Here is a 19,796-nt window from a genome sequence, read left to right on the forward strand (position 1 = left end):
GATCTTCCTCGTCGTCGGCCGTGGCCGGGACGCCGCGCACCGGCTCGGCCGGGGCCCGGGCCGCGGCGGCCTGGCCGGAACGGTCAGCCGCCGCCTTGCGGCGGGCATCCTCGGTGGCGCGCTCGGCGTCGCGGCGCTTCTGCTCTTCCTCGAGCAGGAAGCGCTCCTCGTCGATCTTGCGCTTGGCCTCGCTCTCGATGGCATTGAGCTCTTCCAGCTCACGCCGGCGCAGAGACGCGGGATCGAGCGGCGCGGCCGGCTCCGGCGCGACCTCGACGACCTCGGTGTCCGGCACGGTGTCGGGCTCGTCCGGCTCGGGCAGGAGCCGGCGGGCCTCCTCCTCGCGCAGGGCGACCTGCAGGGCGCGCTGCCGCGCCTCGCGCTCGGCCTGCGAGAGCACCCGTCCACCCAGCATGCCGCCGCCGCCACCACCGCGGGCGCTGCGGCCGGGCTGGCCTTCGGCCGCCCGCCGTGCCGCCGCGCCGCCATCGGCGAGAGCCGTATTGGTGCCGCCGCGCTGGCGCTTGACCTCGACGGTCACCGCCTTGGAGCGGCCGTGGCTGAATTGCTGGCGCACCTGGCCCCCGTCACCCGGCTTCCCACCGAGGGTGAGCTTGGGCTTCGCACTGCCCAGCGACAGCGTCTTGCGATCCTGTTCCTTGCTATCCGTCATATCGTCCAGCGTGATCCGCCGCTATCCCTGCACAGAGAAGGCCGGCGCGGCATTCGATGCCTCGTCGACCACACCACGTCCAGCCGGTCCGTCGGCTCGACCACGAATTCCGTTCAGCCGCGCCGCTTCCGCGACCAGCCGCTCCGCCAGCCCGCCGCGAGCAATCGCAGCGTGTACCATGCGGTCCCGGGCAAAGGCCATCCCGAGTGTGTCAGCGGAGAAGATCTCCACAAGTGGCACCGGCCGGACCGCGGCGGCCAGGGCTGCCAGCTTGGCTCGCCCGTCCGCCGCACCATCGGATGCTGCCAGCAGCACCGCGGCGCGGCCCTCGGCCAGCCACGCATGCACTTTCTCATATCCGGCCACCGCCTGTCCCGCGCGGCGTGCCATCCCGATGAGATCGATGCAGCTCCGATGCAGGAGCGCCTCGACCCGATCGACCAGATCATCCGGGGCACGGACCGACCGGCGCGCTGCCTTGGCGAACAGGCCCTTGGCCTGAGCCCGCCGCAGCGCCTCGCGCTCGGCGGACACCCACAGGCCGCGGCCTGGCAGCCGTTCCGCCAGATCGGGCACGACCTCGCCATCGGGGCCGACGACGAAGCGAATCAGCTCCGCCTTCGGCCGCACGGCTCCGGTCGCGATGCAGCGCCGCTCGGGGCCTTCGGCCTCGGGCAGGTCTGCACCCTCGGGGAAAATGGCGGTCGGGTCGCTCAGGCCTTCTCCTCCTCCTCGAACCAATGGGCCCGCGCCTGCATGATCAGGGCGTTGGCATCGTCGAGGGAAATCGTCTTTTCGCCGAGAATCTCAACCAGCTCGTCGCCGGCCAGATCCGCCAAATCGTCCAGGGTCTTGACCCCGTTCTCACCGAGCTTGACCAGGATCGCCGGAGTCAACGCCTCCAGCGCCGCCAGGTCGTCGGCCACGCCGAGCTCCTTATACCGCACGGTCAGCAGCCGGTCGCGCTCCTCGAGCCAGCGCAACGCGCGCTCCTGCAGCTCGCCGGCCACGCCCTCGTCGAAGCCCTCGATCTCCGCCAGCTCGTCGAGCGGCGTGTAGGCGATCTCTTCGACCTGACGGAAACCCTCGGCCACCAGGAGATGGGCGATGACATCGTCGACGTCCAGGGCCTCCATGAACAATTCGCTGCGCAGCTTGGTCTCTTCCTGGCGGCGCTCGCTCTCCTCGGCCTCGGTCAGGATGTCGATGTCCCAGCCGGTCAGCATCGAGGCGAGGCGGACATTCTGGCCGCGCCGGCCGATCGCCAGCGACAGCTGGTCGTCCGGCACCACCACCTCGATCCGGTTCTGGGTGTCGTCGAGCACCACCTTGGCCACCTCGGCCGGGGCCAGGGCGTTGACCACGAAGGTGGCGGCGTCCCCGGACCAGGGGATGATGTCGATCTTCTCGCCCTGCAGCTCGCCCACCACGGCCTGGACGCGGCTGCCGCGCATGCCGACGCAGGCGCCGACCGGGTCGATCGAGCTGTCCTTGGAGATCACCGCGATCTTGGCGCGGCTGCCCGGGTCGCGGGCCACCGACTTGATCTCGATGATGCCGTCATAGATCTCCGGCACCTCCATGGCGAACAGCTTGGCCATGAACTGGCCATGGGTGCGGGACAGGAAGATCTGCGGCCCGCGCGGCTCCTCGCGCACGTCGTAGATGTAGGCGCGGACGCGGTCGCCGACCTTGAAATGCTCGCGCGGCAGCAGCTCGTCGCGGCGGATGACGCCCTCGGCCCGGCCCAGGTCGACCGTGACGTTGCCGTATTCGACGCGCTTGACCGAGCCGTTGACGATCTCGTCGACGCGGTCCTTGTACTCCTCGAACTGACGGTGGCGCTCGGCCTCCCGCACCTTCTGCACGATCACCTGCTTCGCCGTCTGGGCGGCGATGCGGCCGAAATCGATCGGTGGCAGATCGTCGATGACGAATTCGCCGACCTTCATATGCGGCCAGCGCTTGGCCGCGTCCTTGGCGTCCAGCTGCGTGGCCTCGTCCTCGACCGTCTCGACGATCTGGCGGTAGCGGCGCAGCTCGATATCGCCCGACTTGCGGTTGATATGGGCGCGGATGTCGTGCTCGTGGCCGTATTTGGAGCGGCCGGCCTTCTGGATGGCCTGCTCCATCGCGGTCAGCACCTCGTCGCGATCGATGCTCTTCTCGCGGGCCACGACATCGGCAACGTGCAGCAGTTCCATAGCCTTGGGCGTTCCTATGCGTCTTGGGTGTCGGGCCGGGCGGCAGCTGCGGCTGCCTCGGCCTGCTCGACCTCTGCGGCGGCGGCGTCGATCAGGGCGTCGGTGAGGAGCAGCTTCGCCCGCTGGATCTCGGCGAAGGGCAGCCGCACCGGCTCCTCCCCGATCTCCTCGGACCGCAGCAGCACCGTCTCGCCCTCGATCCCGGCCAGGACACCGCGGAAGCGCTTGCGGCCATCGATCGGGACCCGCGTCTCGAGCCGCGCCTCGTGGCCGAGGAAGCGCTCATAGTCGACGGGCCGGGTCAGCGGACGGTCGATGCCGGGGGAGGAGACCTCGAGCGTGTAGGCGGTCTTGATCGGATCCTCGACATCGAGGAGGGCCGACACCGCGCGGCTGATCTCGGCGCAGTCTTCCACTGTCATGCCGCGGCGGTCGATCCGCTCGGCCATGATCTGAAGCTGCGGCCTGTGCTCGCCGCCGGTCATGAGGACGCGCACGACCTCATAGCCCATCGCTTCGAGCGACGGCGCCACGATCGCGCGCACCTGATCCACTTGCGTCATCCTCTCCGGCATTCCCCGCGTCCAGAGCCTTGGAAAGCCGTCACCACAACGAAAAAAGGCGGGCCGCAGCCCACCCTCTCAATCGTTTGACCGAACCATAGTCAAGTCAAACGCTATGGGTAACTGCGGTGATATATAGCCATCCGCCCCAGATACGCAACCTGATTCGCCCCAGCCGGCCGCAGTCCGAATCGGCGCGGCCTGCGCGGGCACCGAACCAGCCTTTCCGTCCGGCCCGATTCGGCCGTTGACAGCGTCTGCTTTTCTGCATCAAGCTTAGTTCGTCAACCTGCCGAACAAATGGGGATGATGCAGCGCCTCGACAACCCCGTGCCGCTGATGCGCCAGCTCAGCCTCCGCGCCGTGATGGAGACGGTTCTCCATCGCGGGCCGATCTCGCGCTCCCAGATCGCGCGGGAGACCGGGCTGTCGAAGCAGACGATCTCCGAGGTCATGCGGGTGCTGGAGGAGGCGGGCTGGGTGCGCGAGACCGGCCGGACGCACGGCGCGATCGGCCGCGCCGCCGTGACCTACGAGGTCCGTCCCGACGCCGCCTTCGTCCTCGGCATCGATCTCGGCGGCAGCAAGGTGATCGTGGCCCTGGCCGATCTCGCCTGCAGCATCGTCGACGAGGTGGTGGAGCCGACCGACGTGACCGGCGGCCAAGCCATCCTTGGCCAGATCGTGGCGCTGCGGGACCGGCTTGTCGCCCGCTGCGGCATCGATGCCGGCCGGATCAAGGTCGCGGTACTGGGCAGCCCCGGCGTGCTCGACCCGGCCTCGGGCAGCATCCGGCTCGCCCCCAACATTCCGGATTTCGACGGCTTCGACGTGCGAGGCGCGCTGGAGGCGGCGCTGGGCTGTCCGGTGCGGATCGAGAACGACGTCAATCTCGGCGTCATCGGCGAACACTGGCAGGGCTGCGGCCGCGATGCCGCGTCCCTGGTGTTCATGGCGATCGGCACCGGCATCGGTGCCGGGGTGCTGGTCGACGGCAAGCTGCTGCGCGGCGCCCGCGGCGCGGCGGGCGAGGTCTCCTATCTGCCGCTTGGCGGCGACCCCTTCGATCCGGAGCTGCGGGCCAAGGGCGTGTTCGAGGCCGCCGCGGCCGCAGGCGGCATCGTCGCCCGCTACGAGGCCGCAGGCGGAGTGCCCGGCCTTTCGGTGCGCGACATCTTCGATCGCGCCGCCGCCGGCGAGATCCCGGCTCGGACCACCCTGACCGAGACCGCGCGGCTGCTGGCCCTGGCCATCGCCGCGATCTGCGCCGTGGTCGATCCGGAGCGGGTGGTGCTCGGCGGCAGCATCGGCATCCGGCCGGAGATGCGGGAGCTGATCGAGCCGGCGCTGCAGCGCTGCCTGATCGACCCGCCGCCGGTCGAATGCAGCAGTCTCGGCAACCGCGCCACCCTGATCGGCGCGCTCGCGGTCGGTCTGAACCGGCTGCACAACGCGCTGTTCGGCGCCAACGACCTGCCGGGCGAGCTGCCGCTGCCCGTCACCTTGAGGATGCTGAACGATGCCGCCTGATCCCGTCGCCATCGCCCCGCCCGGGACCGGCAACGACCTGACGGAGGCGATCCGCTCCGCCATCGCCGCGGCGCATGCCCGGGGTGGCGGCGCGGTGACGGTGCCGCCGGGCGACTGGATCAGCGGCGGCCTGCGCCTGCTCGACGGGGTGCGGCTGCATCTGTCGGCGGGCGCCCGGCTGGCGGCGGCGCCGGGCTGGGACCGCTACATCGAGACCGTTGTCGACAGCATCGCCGAGGAATCCGACCGCGGCTTCATCACCGCCTCGGGCGCCCGCGACATCGGCATCACCGGTCAGGGCCTGCTGGTCGGCGACAGCCGGCACTGGCGCGTCCCCGGCGCCGGCAGCCTGGGCACGCATCTGCCGGTGGAACGCCGGCCGCGCATGGTCGTGTTCGAGGAGTGCGAGCGGGTCGAGATCGCCGATATCGGCATCGAGGATTCGCCGATGTGGACGATCCATCTGGTCGGCTGCCGCCGGACGGTGGTGCGCAACGTCGAGATTCGCAACGACAAGCGCATGCCCAACACCGACGGCATCAATCTGGACGGCTGCTGCGATGCCCGGATCGAGGGCTGCTTCATCAGCGCCGCGGATGACGGCATCTGCCTGAAGACGACGCGCCGTGCCCGGCTGCGCCCCTGCGAGCGGGTCGTCGTCACCGGCTGCGTGGTCGAGAGCGAGAGCTGCGCGCTGAAGATCGGCACCGAGACCTGGGCCGGCATCCGCGACGTGATCTTCGCGGATTGCGTGGTCGCCGCCTCGAACCGGGCCTTCGGCATCTTCTCGCGCGACGGCGGCGTGATCGAGCGCATCCGCGTAAGCGGGGTGACGGTCGACTGCCACCAGACCCCGGAAGGCTTCTGGGGCTGCGGCGAGCCGGTGACGATCACCATCGCCCGCCGCCATCCCGAGATCGTGCCCGGCGCGGTGCGCGACGTGGTGATCGACGGAATGTCCGGTCAGGCCGAAGGCGCCGTGGTGCTGGTCGGCCTGCCGGACCGGCCGGTCGGCCCGGTCACCCTCGCCGATATCGATCTGCGGCAGATGGTCGGGCGCCTCGACCCGGTCGGCCATTACGACCTGCGCCCGACCACCGCGGACCTGGCGCCCGAGCCCGGGCAGGAGGGGCGCAAGAATGCCTGGGTGCGCGGCACCGACGGGCGGATCGTCGGGCTGGTGCCCTACGAGGGCGGGATGCCGGCGCTCTATGCCCTGCATGTCGAGAGGCTCGGCCTCGCCCAGCTCCGCCTGCGGCGCCCCGAGCCGCTGCCGCCGGGCTGGAACCCCGACGCGCTGGTGTTGCGGCACGTGACCACCACACCCGACCTGGCCCCCGATAGCCGGAGCTGACGGAATGGCGTCCCTGACCCTCGACCGCATCAAGAAGACCTTCGGCCCGGTGCCGGTGATCCACGGCATGGACCTCGAGATCCGCGACGGCGAGTTCGTGGTCTTCGTCGGCCCCTCGGGCTGCGGCAAGTCCACCCTGCTGCGGCTGATCGCGGGGCTTGAGACGCCGACCGAAGGGACCATCCGCATCGGCGGGAAGGACGTCACCGCGGCCAGCCCGGCGGCGCGCGAGATCGCCATGGTGTTCCAGTCCTACGCCCTGTACCCGCACATGACGGTGCGCCAGAACCTGTCCTTCGGGCTGGAGAATCTGCGCATGCCGCGCGCCGAGATCGAGCGGCGCATCCTGGTCGCGGCGAAGATGCTGGCGATCGAACCCTATCTCGACCGCCGGCCGAAGGAGCTGTCCGGCGGCCAGCGCCAGCGCGTCGCCATCGGCCGGTCGATCGTGCGCAATCCGTCACTGTTCCTGTTCGACGAGCCGCTGTCCAACCTCGACGCCGCGCTGCGGGTGCAGACAAGGGCCGAGATCAGCAAGCTGCACCGCGAGCTGGGCACCACCATGATCTACGTCACCCACGACCAGGTCGAGGCGATGACCATGGCCGGGCGCATCGCCGTGCTGCGCGACGGCCGGCTGGAACAGTTCGGTCCGCCGCTGGAGCTGTTCAACCGCCCGGCCAACAAATTCGTCGCCGGCTTCATCGGCTCGCCGCGGATCAACATGTTCGCCGGCACGCTGGCGGGGCGGACGGAGAGGGGGGCCGTCATCGACGCGCCCGGCCTCGGCACCGTGGCGCTGCCGGTCGATGCCGGCGGCCTGGCGCCGGGCGCCGCGGTCTCGGTCGGGATCCGGCCGTCGCATCTGCGCCTCGGCGGCGACGGGCCGGTCCGCCTGCTGGTCCAGCACAGCGAGAATGTCGGCACCGAGACCTATGTCTATGGCACGATCGAAGGCGCTGCCGACAGCACCATCCTGCATGTGCCGGACCAGCTCTCGGTCGCCATCGGCTCGGTGCTGCCGCTGTCCTTGCCGCCCGGGCGCTGCCATGTCTTCCGCGAGGATGACGGCCGGGCGCTCGCTCCGCTGACGGAGGCGGCTTGATCATGGTCGCCGTAGAGCTCGATCGTCCGGCCGCGCCTCTCGTGCCGCTCGCCAGCGGCCTGCTGCAGGCCAAGGCGCCGGTGCACCTGCCCTTCATGGCGCCGCGGCTGCAGGGGGATCTTCTCCCCGACGGCCGGCTGAGTATCTCGATCTGGGGCGCCGGCCATCTCGCCACGCTATACCTCGGCGCACTGCCCGGGCCGGTGACCTACGGCCCGAACCGGGCGGAGGGCGCCGGCTGGTCGCTGCATGTGGCGCGGAGCGCGCCGGCGCTGCTGCTGCGCGGCGTGTCCGACGCGGCGCGGGTGACGCCGGCGCCGCGCTGCGCTTGGTGGCACCGCGATTCCGGCCGGCCGGGAACGGTCCGGCGCGACGACGACCGCCGCATCGTCGACCTGCCCTGGGGCTGCGTCGTGCTGCAGCCGCGGGACGGCGATCTGGTCGTCGCCGCCGGCACCGACCGGGCGGAGGCCGAGGCGGCGCTGGCGCTGCCGGCCGCGGCGATCATGGCCGAGGCCGAGGCGCATATCCGCGCCACGGACCGCCTGCCCGCGGCCGATCCGGTGCTGCGCAGCATGGTGCAGCAGGGCGCGCATGCCGCCTTGTCCAGCATCCGCCGCGACCCGGCCGGGCGCTTCGCCGGCCTCGCCGCCGGCCAGGCCTATTCCGCCCCGGCCCGGACCTATTACCGCGACGGCTACTGGACGGTGCAGCCGCTGCTGGCCCTGGCGCCGGAGGCGGTGCGGGACGAGATCGACATGCTCGCGGCAGGGATCCAGCCGGACGGCGAGGCGCCCAGCGCCGTGATTCTGTCCGGCCCGCAGCAATCCGCGGCCTGGGAGGTGTTCCGGCGCACCGACCCCTTCATCTCGAAGGAGCATCTGCGGCCGGGCGACTGGTGGAGCGACCATTTCGACAGCCCGCTGTTCTTCATCCTGATGATCGCGGACTACGTCCGCGCCGCCGGCGACACCGGCCCGGTGGAGCGGCACTGGCGGATGATCCGCACGATCTACCGACGCTACCGCGGCTTCGATGCGGCCGGCGACGGGCTGCCGGTGAAACCGAATCACGAGCGCGACTGGGCCGACAACGTGTACCGCCAGGGGCTGGTCGCCTATGACCTCGGCCTGTGGGTCGGCGCACTCGACACCATCGCCGGGCTCGGCCGCGACCGCGACCCGGAGTTGGCCGCCGAGGCCGCCGGCGCGGCCGCCCGGGCGCGGGAGGCGATCGGCCGCCGGCTCTGGCTGGCCGACCGCGGCTGGTGCGCCGAATACCGCAACGACGACGGCTACACCGAGGACCATCTCGCCATCGACAGCCTGACGCTGTTGCGCTCCGACGCGCTGGCGCCGGAACGGGCCGAGGCGACGCTCGAGGCGATGCAGCGCTGGCTCTACAGCGGCGCCAATGCCGACCAGCCCTATGGCGACTGGGGCGTGCTCTGTGCCTTCCCGCCCTACAAGCGGCGGCGCGACACCCGGGCCAAGTCGGCCTTCGCCTTCCGCTACCACAACGGCTCCGACTGGCCCTACTGGGACGGGGTGCTGGCGCGCGAACTGCTGCGCCGCGGCCTGCCGGGCTGGCGCTACCCGCTGCTGCGCTGGTGGGAGAGCTGCCTGGAGAACGGCTGGCTCGGCGCCGTCGAGTATTTCAGCCCGCCTTTCGGCCGCGGCTCGCTGTTGCAGGGCTGGAGCGGCGTGCCGGCCGGGGTGGCGCTGGAATTCGCATCGCAGGTCCTCGCCGGGCAGGCGAGGAATCACCAAAGGCCGTGAACCGGCCGCAACGGGAGGCACTCGACATGACGCGACCCATCCGCACCGCGCTTCTGGCCGGCGCCGCGCTCACGGCAATGGCCGGCTCGGCCCTGGCGGCGGAGCTGACGGTGATGTGGACCACCAATAGCGACAAGGAGGAGCAGGTGCTGCGCGGCCTTCTGGCCGAGTACACGGCCCAGCACCCCGACACCACCTTCAAGCTGCAGATCGTCCCCTATGACGGCTACGACCAGAAGCTGGCGCAGGGCGCGGCCTCCGGCACCGCGCCAGACCTGGCCAAGACCACCAGCATGCGGCCGGTGATCCGGCCCTTCCTGACCGATCTCGCGCCGGATTTCGGCAAGGACTATCTCGACCAGTTCGTGCAGGCCTGGGCCACCGGGGCGCAGCTGGGCGACCAGATCATCGCCGCCCCGCTCGACGTCACCGCCACCGGCATCTTCCTCAACACCGACGCCTTCCAGAAGGCCGGGGTCGCCATTCCGGACCCGGCCAAGGGCTGGACCTGGGACGAGTTCCTGGCCGCGACCAAGACGGTGTCGGAGAAGGCGGGAGTCCGCTATCCGCTGGTCTGGGACATCTCCGCCAGCCGCTGGATCACCTATCTCTACCACAACGGCCAGCACATCTTCAGCGAGGCGCCGCCCTACAAGGTGGTGCTGGACAAGGCGCGCGGCGCCCAGATCCTCGACGACTTCGTCAAGATCACCGAAACCCACATGCCGCCCGGGCTGTGGAAGGGTTCCAGCGCCGACAACCCGAAGCAGCTGTTCCTGCACGGCCAGGCCGTGGCCTGGATGTCGGGCAGCTGGCAGATCAGCAGCCTGGTCACGGATGCCGGCTTCGCCTGGCAGGCCGGACCGACGCCGCATGGCGAGGTGGCGTCCAGCGTGGTCGGCGGCGACTACATCATCGCCTTCAACACCGGCGAGCATGTCGACGAGGCGCTCGAGGTGCTGCGCTGGTTCTCGACGCCGGAGGTGCAGGCCAAGTATGCGGCGCCGCTGATGATGATCCCGGCCAGCCTGAAGACGGGCCCCGTCGACTACGGCGACGCCAAGGCCAGCGCCGCGCTGGCGGCACTGCAGAAGGAGCTGGCCGCCAGCCCGCTCTATGCCGGCACCGACCAGGGCAACCCGGCGATGCAATATGTCTGGGACCCGATCAAGCAGGCGGTGATCCAGCGCGTGGCCGGCCAGATCACCTCGGCCCAGGCGATGGACATCATCGCCAAGGCCGCCGAGGACTCGCTGAAGGCGGAGCAATGACCAGCTTGCTTGGAACGGCAGGTCGGGGTGCGGTGCGCCCCGACCGGGACGGCGCGGCGGGCCGGGGCCTGGGGGCGCGGCTGTTCCCCTATGCGCTGGTGGCGCCGACCCTGCTGTTGCTCGCCGTCTTCACCCTGTTCCCGCTGGTCCAGGGCTTCTGGACCTCCTTCTTCAAGCGCGGGCTGGTGGTGGCGCCGCGCGCCCCGGCCACCCATCCGGTGTTCGTCGGGCTCGACAACTACCTGGCGCTGGCGAGCGATCCGGAATTCACCGGCACGCTGCTCAAGACCGTCGGCTTCGTCTGCGTGGCGGTGCCGCTGGTGATCGCAGTGTCGCTCGGCCTCGCCTTGCTGCTGGCTCGGCCATTCCGCGGCGTCGGCGCGATCCGCGCCGTGGTGTTCTTCCCCTACATGACCAGCCTCCTGATCGTCGGCATCGTCTGGAAATGGCTGCTCGGCTACAACTCCGGGCTGATCAACTTCACGCTCGACCTCGCCGGCATGGCCCCGGTGCCGTGGCTGGAGAACGAGTTGCTGGCCCAGGCGGCGCTGGTCTTCGTCTGGGTCTGGGCCAATGCCGGCTTCTACATGATGATCTTCATCGCCGGGCTGATGATGATCCCCGGCGACTATTACGAGGCGGCGGCGATCGACGCGGCGTCGCCCTGGCGGATGTTCCGCCGCATCACCCTGCCGCTCTTGCGCCCGACCATGCTGATCGCCCTGGTCCTGGCCTCGGTCGAGGCGTTCAAGGTCTATGAGGTGGTGGTGTCGCTGACCCATGGCGGCCCCGGCCGGGCCACGGTCTACCTGATCCAGGCGATCTACGAGACCGGCTTCACCAAGCCGGCCTCGGCCGGCTTCGCCGCCGCCCAGTCGATGGCGCTGTTCGCCATCCTGATGGCGCTGACGGTCCTCCAGCTGCGCATGGCGAAGGAGCGGTGAGCATGGGCGCGAGAAGCCTCAGGGGCAGCCTGGTCGCCCTGGTCCTGCTGTTCTTCTTGTTCCCGCCGCTGTGGATCGTGGCGAGCTCGCTGAAGCCGCCGATGGAGATCTTCGCCTGGCCGCCGACCCTGCTGCCGCAGCACTGGACGCTCGACAACTTCGCCAGCGCCCTCGGCGCCGCGCGGTTCGACCTGTTCTTCGCCAACTCGGCCGTGGTCGCGGTCGGGTCCAGCATCCTGTCGGTGGTGATCAGCATCATGGCCGGATTCGCCCTGTCCAAGTACCGGTTCCCGGGCGACGGGCTGTGCTTCATGCTGATCATGGCGACCATGATGATCCCGCTGCAGGTCGTGCTGATCCCGATGTTCATGGTGCTGAAGGGGCTCGGGCTGCTGGACAGCCTGTGGGGGCTGATCATCCCGCCCGCGGCGACGCCGACCGGCGTGTTCCTGATGCGGCAATACATGCGCGGCATCCCCGACAGCCTGTTGGAGGCGGCGCGGATCGACGGCACCAGCGAATGGCGCATCCTGTGGCGCATCGTGGTGCCGCTGTGCAAGCCGGCGATCGCGACGCTGGCCGCCTTCACCTTCGTCTGGCGCTGGAACGACTATCTGTGGCCGTTCCTGGTGGTGAACGACCAGTCGCGCTGGACCGTGCAACTGGCGCTGGCCAACTATGTCGGCCAGTGGGACATCGACTGGCCGCGCCTTCTGGCCATGGCAGTGCTGTCCAGCCTGCCGATCCTGGCCCTGTTCATCGCCCTGCAGCGTTTCTTCATGAGCGGCATGATGGCGGGCGCGACCAAGGAGTAGGCGACCGAGCCGCCGGCTATGCGGCGTCCAGCTCGACATGGACGCGGCGGCCGAGAGCCGTCGCGATGTTCACCAGGGCATCCAGGGAGAAGCGGGAGACCCGCCCGCGCAGCAGGTCGTTGATGCGCGGCTGGGTGACGCCGCAACGGGCGGCCGCCTCGGCCTGCGTCCAGCCCTTCTCGCTGATGATCTCGGCGATCTTCATCATCAGCTCCGCGCGGGTCCGCAGATTGGCCGCTTCCTCTGGGGTATCTGCGATGGCGTCCCACACGCTGTCGAAGCTCTCGAACTCGGTCATCGGGCACCTCGCACAAGGTCGGTGAAGCGGGACCGGGCCAACTCGATGTCGCGCCTGCTGGTCGCCTGCGTCTTCTTCTGGAAGCAGTGCAACACATAGACTGCATCGGCCCGCCGGGCTGTGTAGATCACCCGGAAGGTTCCGGAATCGTCCCATACCCTGATTTCCTCGACGCCTTTGCCGATCGACGGCATTGGCTTGAAGTCATCGGGTTGCTGCCCGCGTTGCACCTTGTCCAACTGATAGCCGGCGTCCTGGCGGGCTTCGGCCGGAAACGCACGCAGGCCTTCGAGCGAATCCCCCAGGAAGCGGAGCGGCTTCATTCGTCGAAGTATATCCAAACGGATATAAGCCGCAACCTCTCGCCGGACGACCTGAGGCCCCGCGCTATCCCCGCGGCCGTCGGCGGAAGCGCAGGTAGTAGGGTCGGCCGTGCAGGGCCTTCTCCTCGTAGCGGGTCGGCGGCCAGTCGGCCGGCCGCTCGCGCCAGTCGGCCGGGCCCTCGGCGGTCCAGGCGAAGGCCGGGTTGCGGTGGACGCGTTCCAGCGACCAGTCGAGCAGCGGCGCGTCGTCGGTGGCGATCCGCAGCTCGCCGCCGTCCTTCAAGAGGCGGGCCAGGTCGGCCACGGTGTCGTCCTGGATGAAGCGGCGGTTGTGGTGGCGCAGCTTCGGCCAGGGGTCGGCGAACAGCAGGAAGAGGCGGCCGACCGAGCCGTCCGGCAGCCGGTCCAGGAGCGGCCGCGCGTCGTCGGGCCAGAGCCGGACCATGTCCAGGCCGTCGCGCTCCACCGCCGCCAGCAGCGTCGCCATGCCGTTGATGAAGGGCTCGCAGCCGATGAAGCCGATATCGGGGTGATGCGCCGCCTGCCATGCCAGGTGCTCGCCGGCGCCGAAGCCGATCTCGACCCACAGCTCGCGCGGCGGGCGCGGGAACAGGGCAGCCGGATCCAGCGCGCCGCCGTGCTCGGGCAGCGCCACCGTCAGCCGCGGCAGCAGGGTGTCGATCAAAGCAGCGCGGCCGGCGCGGAGCTTTCGCCCATGGCGCCGGCCGTGGAAGTGGCGGCGCTTTTCGGCGCCGCCGTCGGATTCGGTCATCGGCTCAGAAGGCGGAGCGCAGGTCGTCCACCAGGTCCGTCCGCTCCCACGAGAAGCCGCCATCGGCCTCCGGCGTCCGGCCGAAATGGCCGTAGGAGGAGGTGCGGGCGTAGATCGGCCGGTTCAGGCCGAGATGGGTGCGGATGCCGCGCGGGCTGAGATTGACCAGCTGCTGCAGCACCTCGGACAGCTTGTCCTCGTCGACCCGGCCGGTGCCCTGGGTGTCGATGTAGACCGACAGCGGATGGGCGACGCCGATGGCGTAGCTGAGCTGGATCACGCAGCGCTCGGCCAGCTCGGCCGCGACCACGTTCTTGGCCAGGTAGCGCGCGGCATAGGCGGCCGAGCGGTCGACCTTGGTCGGGTCCTTGCCGGAGAAGGCGCCGCCGCCATGCGGGGCCGCGCCGCCATAGGTGTCGACGATGATCTTCCGGCCGGTCAGGCCGGCGTCGCCGTCCGGGCCGCCGATGACGAAGCGGCCGGTCGGGTTGACGTAGAAATGCGGCTCGTCGCACATCCAGCCCTCGGGCAGGACCGCCAGCACGTAGGGGCGGACGATCTCGCGCACCTCGGCCTGGTCCAGGCCTTCGGCATGCTGGGTCGAGACCACCACCGAGGTGGCGGCGACCGGTCGGCCGTTCTCGTAGCGCAGCGAGACCTGCGCCTTGGCGTCGGGGCCGAACTGCGGCGCCTTGCCGGAGTGGCGGGCGTCGGCCAGGCTCTTCAGGATCTGGTGCGAGAACTGGATCGGCGCCGGCATCAGCGCCTCGGTCTCACGGCAGGCATAGCCGAACATGATGCCCTGGTCGCCGGCGCCCTCGTCCTTGTTGCCGGCGGCGTCGACGCCGACAGCGATGTCGGCCGACTGCTGGTGCACCAGCACGTCGACCTGGGCGTTGCGCCAGTGGAAGCCGTCCTGCTCATAGCCGATGTCGCGCACCGCCTGGCGGGCCGCGTTCTCCAGCAGGTCGGGGGTGATCGAAGCCGGGCCGCGGACCTCGCCGGCGATCACCACCCGGTTGGTCGTTGCCAGCGTCTCGACCGCCACCCGGGCCTCGGGATCGGCGCCGAGATAGAGATCGACGATGGAATCCGAAATCCGGTCGCAAACCTTGTCAGGGTGCCCTTCCGAGACCGATTCGCTGGTGAAGATGTAGTTGCCTTTGGCCACGTCGAACCCCTGGCTGCCATGAAAGATAGGTGTGAAAACGTCGTGCGGCGGCGACCGAGCTTTTTCGCAGGGGCCACGGGCGCGGTCAAGTGCAGGCGATTCAGCCGTCCTCGGCGCTGGTTTCGTCGGCCCGGGCGCCGGACATGGCCTTGAGCAGGTCCAGCACGCGCCGCCGGGTCGCATGGTCCTCGACCCGGTAATAGGCGCGGATCAGCTCCAGCGTCTCGCGGCGCTGCATCGGGTCGGGCCCGGCATCGTAGGGCTCGGCCTCCTCGGCCAGGCCCTGTGCCCCGGCACCGGCGAGCGGAGGCGCGTCCTCGAAGAAGAAATCGACCGGCACCTCCAGCACCCGGCTGAGCTGGTGCAGGCGGCTGGCGCCGATGCGGTTGGAGCCGTGTTCGTATTTCTGGATCTGCTGGAAGGTCAGGCCGATCGCCGTCGCCAGCTTGGCCTGGCTGAATCCCAACAGGGTCCGCCTGAGGCGGATGCGGCCGCCGATATGCACATCGAGCGGGCTGGGTTCGTCATTCCGCGGACGACCACGGGGCCGTTTCGGGGCGTCGGGTGCGGCCACGCATTACTCCGCAGCAATTTGCAAGGGGCCGGGTGCGATCGTTTCGCGAGGCGCGCATCCTAATGCGCGAAGCCGGGCAACATCAAGGCAGTCTGGCGGTCGCCGCGAGCACGATCGATCCAGCCGGCCGGCCGATCCTGCCGGCCAGCAGCCCCAGAAGCAGCAGCAGCCAGAAGCCGGTCTCGCCCCAGCGTGCATAGGGCGTCTCCGGCAGCGCCGCCGGCAGTTGGGCGTCGAGGATGCCGGCCGTGCCGAGGGCGATCTCACCCTTGACCCGGCCATAGGAATCGACCACGCCGCTGATGCCGGTGTTGGCGGCGCGCACCAGCGGCAGCCCTTCCTCGACCGCGCGGGTCCGGGCGATGGCGAAATGCTGGTGCGGCCCGCTGGTGTGCCCGTACCAGCCGTCATTGGTGACGTTCAGCAGCCAGCCCGGCCGCGGCCCGGCGGGATCCAGCACGGCGCCGGGGAAGATCGCCTCGTAGCAGATCAGCGGGCTGACCGGCGGCAGGCCGGGCAGCGCGATGGTGCGGGGTCCCGGCCCGGGCGAGAAGTCGACCGACCCGGCGGTGATCTTCTCGATGCCGAAGGGTGCCAGCAGGCCGCGCAGCGGCACATATTCGCCGAACGGCACCAGATGCGCCTTGTCGTAGGTGGCCAGGACGGTGCCGGCGCGGTCGACCGCGTAGATGCTGTTCCAGGCCTCCAGCGGCTCGGTGCCGTAGGGCGTGGCCCGGGTGGCGCCGACCAGGGCCAGGGCGCCTTGGGGCAGGATCGCGCCGAGAGCCTTCTGCGCCTCCGGCTCCCAGGACAGGGTGAAGGGCACCGCGGTCTCGGACCAGATCACGGCGGTGACGCGCTCGATCCCCGGCGCGGCCGACATCGCCAGCTGCTTGTTGAAATTCTCGATCCGCTTGTCGCCCGACCATTTGTCGGCCTGGGAGATGTTCGGCTGCACCAGGCGCAGGGTCACGCCGGGCACGACGGCACCGTCGTCGCCGGATAGGCGCCAGGCGCCCCAGCCGGCGATCGCCGCGAACAGGGCGATGCCGGCGGCGGTGGCGGCCCAGCCCTGCCGCCACGGCCCGGCCAGCGTCGCCGGCAGGGTGGCGGCGGCCACGGTCAGTACGCTCAGCCCGTAAATGCCGATCACCGAGATGCCCTGCAGCACCGGCAGCCAGCCCACCCAGGTGTAGCCGACCAGGTTCCAGGGGAAGCCGGTCAGGACATGGCCGCGCAGCCATTCCGCCAGGCCCCAGGCGACGGCCAGGGCGAGCGGGCCGCCCCAGCCGGCGCGGCGCAGCCCGTGGAAGCCCAGCCCGGCCAGGCCGGTGAAGATCCCGAGCAGCGCCGGCAGCCCGGCCAGGGCGAAGGGGATCATCCAGAAGAAGCGCGGCAGGTCGACGGTCAGCGCCCAGGACACCCAGTACAGGCCGGGCACGAAGAAGCCGAAGCCGAAGGCCCAGCCGGTCAGGAAGGCGGACCAGCCGCTGCGGGCGCCGGCCAAGAGCCAGAACAGGCCGGGAAAGGCCAGCCACAGCAGCGGCGCGGCGTAGAGCGGCGGCACCGACAGGCTGGCCAGGACGCCGAGGCCGATTGCGGCCCCGAAGCGCCGCCACCGGCCGAGCCCGGCGATGCGGGCAGCGAGGCGTTCGATACCATGGCCGGGCAGCGGCCCGGCCGCCTCACGCAGCGTCTGTGCCGGTCTTGCGGCGGATGCGGAGGCGTTTGATCCGGCGCGGATCGGCATCGATCACCTCGAACTCGAACCCCTTGGGGTGGGTCAACAGCTCGCCCCGCGCGGGGATCCGGCCGGCGAGGGCGAAGACGAGGCCGCCGAGCGTGTCGATGTCGTCGCGCTCGTCCTCCTCCAGCACCGCGCCGACCTTGGCCTCGAAGGCCTCGATCGGCAGGCGGGCATCGGCGATCAGCGTGCCGTCCGGCTTCTCGACCAGCTGCGGCGGCTCGTCGATGTCGTGCTCGTCCTCGATCTCGCCGACGATCTCCTCGACCAGATCCTCGATCGTGATCAGCCCGTCGATGCCGCCGAACTCGTCGATCACCAGCGCCATGTGCTGGCGCTTCTCGCGCATCTGCAGCAGCAGGTCGAGCACCGGCATCGACGGTGCGACGATCTGGACCGGACGCAGGATATCGGTCAGCGATTTCGGCGCGTCGACGTCGCCGGCCCGGGTCCGGCTCAGCGCCGCCACCACGTCCTTGACGTGGATCATGCCCAGCGCATCGTCCAGGTTGTCGCGATAGACCGGCATGCGGCTGTGCGCCTCGCGCGCCAGGATGTCGAGCACGCCGGGCAGCGGCGTGTCGACCTCGACCCCGACGATGTCGGCCCGCGGCACCATCACGTCGATGGCGGTGCGGTCGCGCAGCCGCAGGATGTTGCCCAGCAGCATCCGTTCGTGCCGGGCGATCGAGGCTTCGTCCTCGCCGTCGTCGCCGTCCTCGATCAATTCCTCGATGGTCTCGCGCCAGTCCTCCTCGCTCTTGCCGCGCAGCAAGCCCCGCAGCCAGCTTCGCAGCGGGGTCGCGTCGGAGGAGCGGGAAGGTCGACCGGAAGATGTGTCGGACATGGCCTCAGGCAGGTGGGTCGGAATAGGGATCGGTGATGCCGAAGCGGGCCAGGATCGCGGTTTCGATCCGCTCCATCGCCTCGGCCTCGGCATCGGTCATGTGGTCGTGGCCCAGCAGATGCAGGATACCATGGACCACCAGATGGCGGGCATGGTCGACGGGGACCTTGCCGTCGCGCTCGGCTTCGGCCAGCACCGTCTCGAGCGCCAGCACGACATCGCCCAGCACCAGCGGCGCGCCGGGGAAGTCCGGCTCCTCGGCCTCGGTCAGGGCGAAGGACAGCACGTTGGTCGGCGCGTCCTTGCCGCGATACTCGCGGTTCAGTCGCTGCACCGTGGCGTCGTCGGCGAACACGACCGACAGCTCGGCCGGGCGTCCGGGTTCCAGCGCGGCACCCGGGCCGACTCCGGCGGCGACAGTGGCCTCGACCAGGGGGCCGAGGGCCACAGTGAGGGCGTCCTCGTCGGCGAAGTCGGGCCCGAGCACCGACCAGCCGGGCGCGTCGATGCTGACGGTGAGATCGATCACGGCTGCGGCTTCCGGGCGCGGTCCGCCGCCTCATAGGCGCGCACGATGCGCGCGACCAGCGGGTGGCGCACCACGTCGCGGTCGGTGAAGCGGACGATTCGGATGCCCTCGGTCCCGTCCAGGATCTCCAGCGCGTCGACCAGGCCGGATTTGTCGCCGGGACGCAGGTCGATCTGGCTGATGTCGCCGGTGATCACCATGCGGCTGGCCTCGCCCATCCGGGTCAGGGCCATGCGCATCTGCATCACCGTGGTGTTCTGCGCCTCGTCCAGGATGACGAAGGCATGGGCCAGGGTGCGGCCGCGCATGAAGGCCAGTGGCGCGATCTCGATCACGCCGGTCTCCATGTGCTTGGCCACCTGCTCGGCCGGCAGCAGGTCGTAAAGCGCGTCGTAGAGCGGGCGGAGATAGGGGTCGACCTTCTCCTTCATGTCGCCGGGCAGGAAGCCCAGCCGCTCGCCGGCCTCGACCGCAGGGCGCGACAGCACGATGCGGTCGACCCGGCCGGCGATCAGCATCGACACCGCCTGGGCGACGGCGAGATAGGTCTTGCCGGTGCCGGCCGGGCCGACGCCGAACACCATCTCGCTCTGCGCCAGCGCCTCGATGTATTCCGCCTGGGTCGGCGAGCGCGGGCCGATGCGCTTGCGCCGGGTGACGATGGCACCGTCGGATTTCAGCAGGGCGTCGCGCAGCGGCGCCCCGTCGCCGGCCGGCGCGTCGCGCACCAGCCGGATCACGCCGTCGATGTCGGCGCCGGTGACGCCCTGGCCCTGGGACAGGCGCTGCCACAGCGTCTCCAGCACCAGCCGGGCCTGCTCCACCGGCTCGGCCGGGCCCTTGATGGTGACGGTGTTGCCGCGCGAGGCCAGCGAGACGCCGAGCTGGTGCTCGATCCGCAGCAGATGGGTGTCGTGCTCGCCATACAGCAGCGGCAGCAGCCGGTTGTCGTCGAAGCTGATCTCAGAGCGCTGGGCCGCGAGCTTGGTCCCGGTCCTTGATTGGGCCGGCATCAGCCCGGAATTCTCTGAGTCGCGGGTCACGCCGCCTCCTCCGCATCGGCCAGCATGATGGTGCCGGCCAGGCTCAGCAGCTTGCCCTCGGTGATGCGGGCCGGCTGGACGGTGCCGAGCAGCCGGGCCGGCGCGTCGAGATGCACCGACTGCATCCACGGGCTGCGGCCGTGCAGCTGGCCGGGCCGGCGGCCCTGGCGGTCCAGCAGCACCGGCACCACGCGCCCGGCCATGCCCTGGTTGAAGGCGGCCTGCTGCGCCCACAGCAGCTGCTGCAGCGCCTGCAGC

General features: G+C 70.4%; 20 protein-coding genes and 1 pseudogene. 7 read left to right on the top strand and 14 right to left on the bottom strand.

Features of this window, described 5'->3' with window-relative positions; genetic code table 11:
- From AAHM41_RS29715 to rimP, 4 genes are all read right to left on the bottom strand, one after another.
- Positions 1-673 (bottom strand): translation initiation factor IF-2 associated domain-containing protein (locus AAHM41_RS29715; protein WP_342240239.1); only part of this gene is annotated, 673 nt, incomplete at its 3' end.
- Between the two features lie 21 nt (positions 674-694).
- Positions 695-1,414: an RNA-binding protein gene (locus AAHM41_RS29720; RefSeq protein WP_342240240.1), complete on the bottom strand. Its 720-nt coding sequence runs from the start codon at positions 1,412-1,414 to the stop codon at positions 695-697.
- Positions 1,387-2,877 (bottom strand): transcription termination factor NusA, encoded by a 1,491-nt coding sequence (nusA, locus tag AAHM41_RS29725; RefSeq protein WP_342240241.1) that lies wholly within the window; start codon positions 2,875-2,877, stop codon positions 1,387-1,389. Before nusA ends, AAHM41_RS29720 begins: the two co-directional genes overlap by 28 nt.
- A gap of 14 nt (positions 2,878-2,891) precedes the next feature.
- Positions 2,892-3,440 carry a ribosome maturation factor RimP gene (gene rimP, locus AAHM41_RS29730; protein WP_342240242.1) on the bottom strand — a complete coding sequence of 183 codons (549 nt, stop codon included), beginning with the start codon at positions 3,438-3,440 and terminating at the stop codon, positions 2,892-2,894.
- A 306-nt stretch (positions 3,441-3,746) separates the two neighbouring features.
- Between rimP and AAHM41_RS29735 the strand changes: the two genes are divergently transcribed.
- The 7 genes from AAHM41_RS29735 to AAHM41_RS29765 are packed head-to-tail and all read left to right on the top strand — an operon-like array spanning position 3,747 to position 12,237.
- Positions 3,747-4,970: an ROK family transcriptional regulator gene (locus AAHM41_RS29735; RefSeq protein ID WP_342240243.1), complete on the top strand. Its 1,224-nt coding sequence runs from the start codon at positions 3,747-3,749 to the stop codon at positions 4,968-4,970.
- Positions 4,960-6,324, top strand: coding sequence for a glycoside hydrolase family 28 protein (locus tag AAHM41_RS29740; protein WP_342240244.1), 1,365 nt, complete (start codon positions 4,960-4,962; stop codon positions 6,322-6,324). Before AAHM41_RS29735 ends, AAHM41_RS29740 begins: the two co-directional genes overlap by 11 nt.
- 4 nt (positions 6,325-6,328) lie before the next feature.
- Positions 6,329-7,429 (top strand): ABC transporter ATP-binding protein, encoded by a 1,101-nt coding sequence (locus AAHM41_RS29745; protein WP_342240245.1) that lies wholly within the window; start codon positions 6,329-6,331, stop codon positions 7,427-7,429.
- Positions 7,430-7,431: 2 nt separating this feature from the next.
- Positions 7,432-9,207, top strand: coding sequence for a hypothetical protein (locus AAHM41_RS29750; protein ID WP_342240246.1), 1,776 nt, complete (start codon positions 7,432-7,434; stop codon positions 9,205-9,207).
- A gap of 26 nt (positions 9,208-9,233) precedes the next feature.
- Entirely contained in the window at positions 9,234-10,478 is a 1,245-nt protein-coding gene (locus AAHM41_RS29755) for an ABC transporter substrate-binding protein (RefSeq protein WP_342240247.1), read from the top strand.
- A complete protein-coding gene (locus AAHM41_RS29760) occupies positions 10,475-11,422 on the top strand; it encodes a carbohydrate ABC transporter permease (RefSeq protein ID WP_342240248.1) in 948 nt (315 codons plus the stop codon). Before AAHM41_RS29755 ends, AAHM41_RS29760 begins: the two co-directional genes overlap by 4 nt.
- Before the next feature lie 2 nt (positions 11,423-11,424).
- The gene (locus AAHM41_RS29765) at positions 11,425-12,237 is read left to right on the top strand and encodes a carbohydrate ABC transporter permease (protein ID WP_342240249.1); all 813 of its coding nucleotides are present in this window, start codon (positions 11,425-11,427) and stop codon (positions 12,235-12,237) included.
- A gap of 16 nt (positions 12,238-12,253) precedes the next feature.
- Here the strand turns inward: AAHM41_RS29765 and AAHM41_RS29770 are convergent, their stop codons facing one another.
- The 10 genes and pseudogenes from AAHM41_RS29770 to AAHM41_RS29815 form a co-directional block, all read right to left on the bottom strand.
- The gene (locus AAHM41_RS29770; protein WP_342240250.1) at positions 12,254-12,535 is read right to left on the bottom strand and encodes a helix-turn-helix domain-containing protein; all 282 of its coding nucleotides are present in this window, start codon (positions 12,533-12,535) and stop codon (positions 12,254-12,256) included.
- A complete protein-coding gene (locus tag AAHM41_RS29775) occupies positions 12,532-12,858 on the bottom strand; it encodes a type II toxin-antitoxin system RelE/ParE family toxin (RefSeq protein ID WP_342240251.1) in 327 nt (108 codons plus the stop codon). Before AAHM41_RS29775 ends, AAHM41_RS29770 begins: the two co-directional genes overlap by 4 nt.
- 64 nt (positions 12,859-12,922) lie before the next feature.
- Entirely contained in the window at positions 12,923-13,630 is a 708-nt protein-coding gene (gene trmB / locus AAHM41_RS29780; RefSeq protein ID WP_342240252.1) for a tRNA (guanine(46)-N(7))-methyltransferase TrmB, read from the bottom strand.
- Positions 13,631-13,634: 4 nt separating this feature from the next.
- Complete coding sequence (gene metK, locus AAHM41_RS29785; protein ID WP_342240253.1) at positions 13,635-14,801, bottom strand: methionine adenosyltransferase; 1,167 nt, start codon at positions 14,799-14,801, stop codon at positions 13,635-13,637.
- A gap of 100 nt (positions 14,802-14,901) precedes the next feature.
- Complete coding sequence (locus tag AAHM41_RS29790; protein ID WP_342240254.1) at positions 14,902-15,375, bottom strand: helix-turn-helix domain-containing protein; 474 nt, start codon at positions 15,373-15,375, stop codon at positions 14,902-14,904.
- Positions 15,376-15,457: 82 nt separating this feature from the next.
- Positions 15,458-17,125 carry an apolipoprotein N-acyltransferase gene (gene lnt, locus AAHM41_RS29795; RefSeq protein WP_342240255.1) on the bottom strand — a complete coding sequence of 556 codons (1,668 nt, stop codon included), beginning with the start codon at positions 17,123-17,125 and terminating at the stop codon, positions 15,458-15,460.
- The gene (locus AAHM41_RS29800; RefSeq protein WP_342240256.1) at positions 17,061-17,966 is read right to left on the bottom strand and encodes a hemolysin family protein; all 906 of its coding nucleotides are present in this window, start codon (positions 17,964-17,966) and stop codon (positions 17,061-17,063) included. Before AAHM41_RS29800 ends, lnt begins: the two co-directional genes overlap by 65 nt.
- 4 nt (positions 17,967-17,970) lie before the next feature.
- On the bottom strand, positions 17,971-18,495 hold the full coding sequence (gene ybeY, locus AAHM41_RS29805) for an rRNA maturation RNase YbeY (protein WP_342240257.1): 525 nt from the start codon (positions 18,493-18,495) through the stop codon (positions 17,971-17,973).
- Positions 18,492-19,508 carry a PhoH family protein gene (locus AAHM41_RS29810; protein ID WP_342240258.1) on the bottom strand — a complete coding sequence of 339 codons (1,017 nt, stop codon included), beginning with the start codon at positions 19,506-19,508 and terminating at the stop codon, positions 18,492-18,494. The genes ybeY and AAHM41_RS29810 overlap by 4 nt, the downstream gene beginning before the upstream one ends.
- Positions 19,509-19,534: 26 nt before the next feature.
- Positions 19,535-19,796: pseudogene (locus tag AAHM41_RS29815) on the bottom strand (tRNA (N6-isopentenyl adenosine(37)-C2)-methylthiotransferase MiaB); the annotation flags it as partial.

The sequence above is a fragment of the Inquilinus sp. OTU3971 genome, from assembly GCF_038440215.1.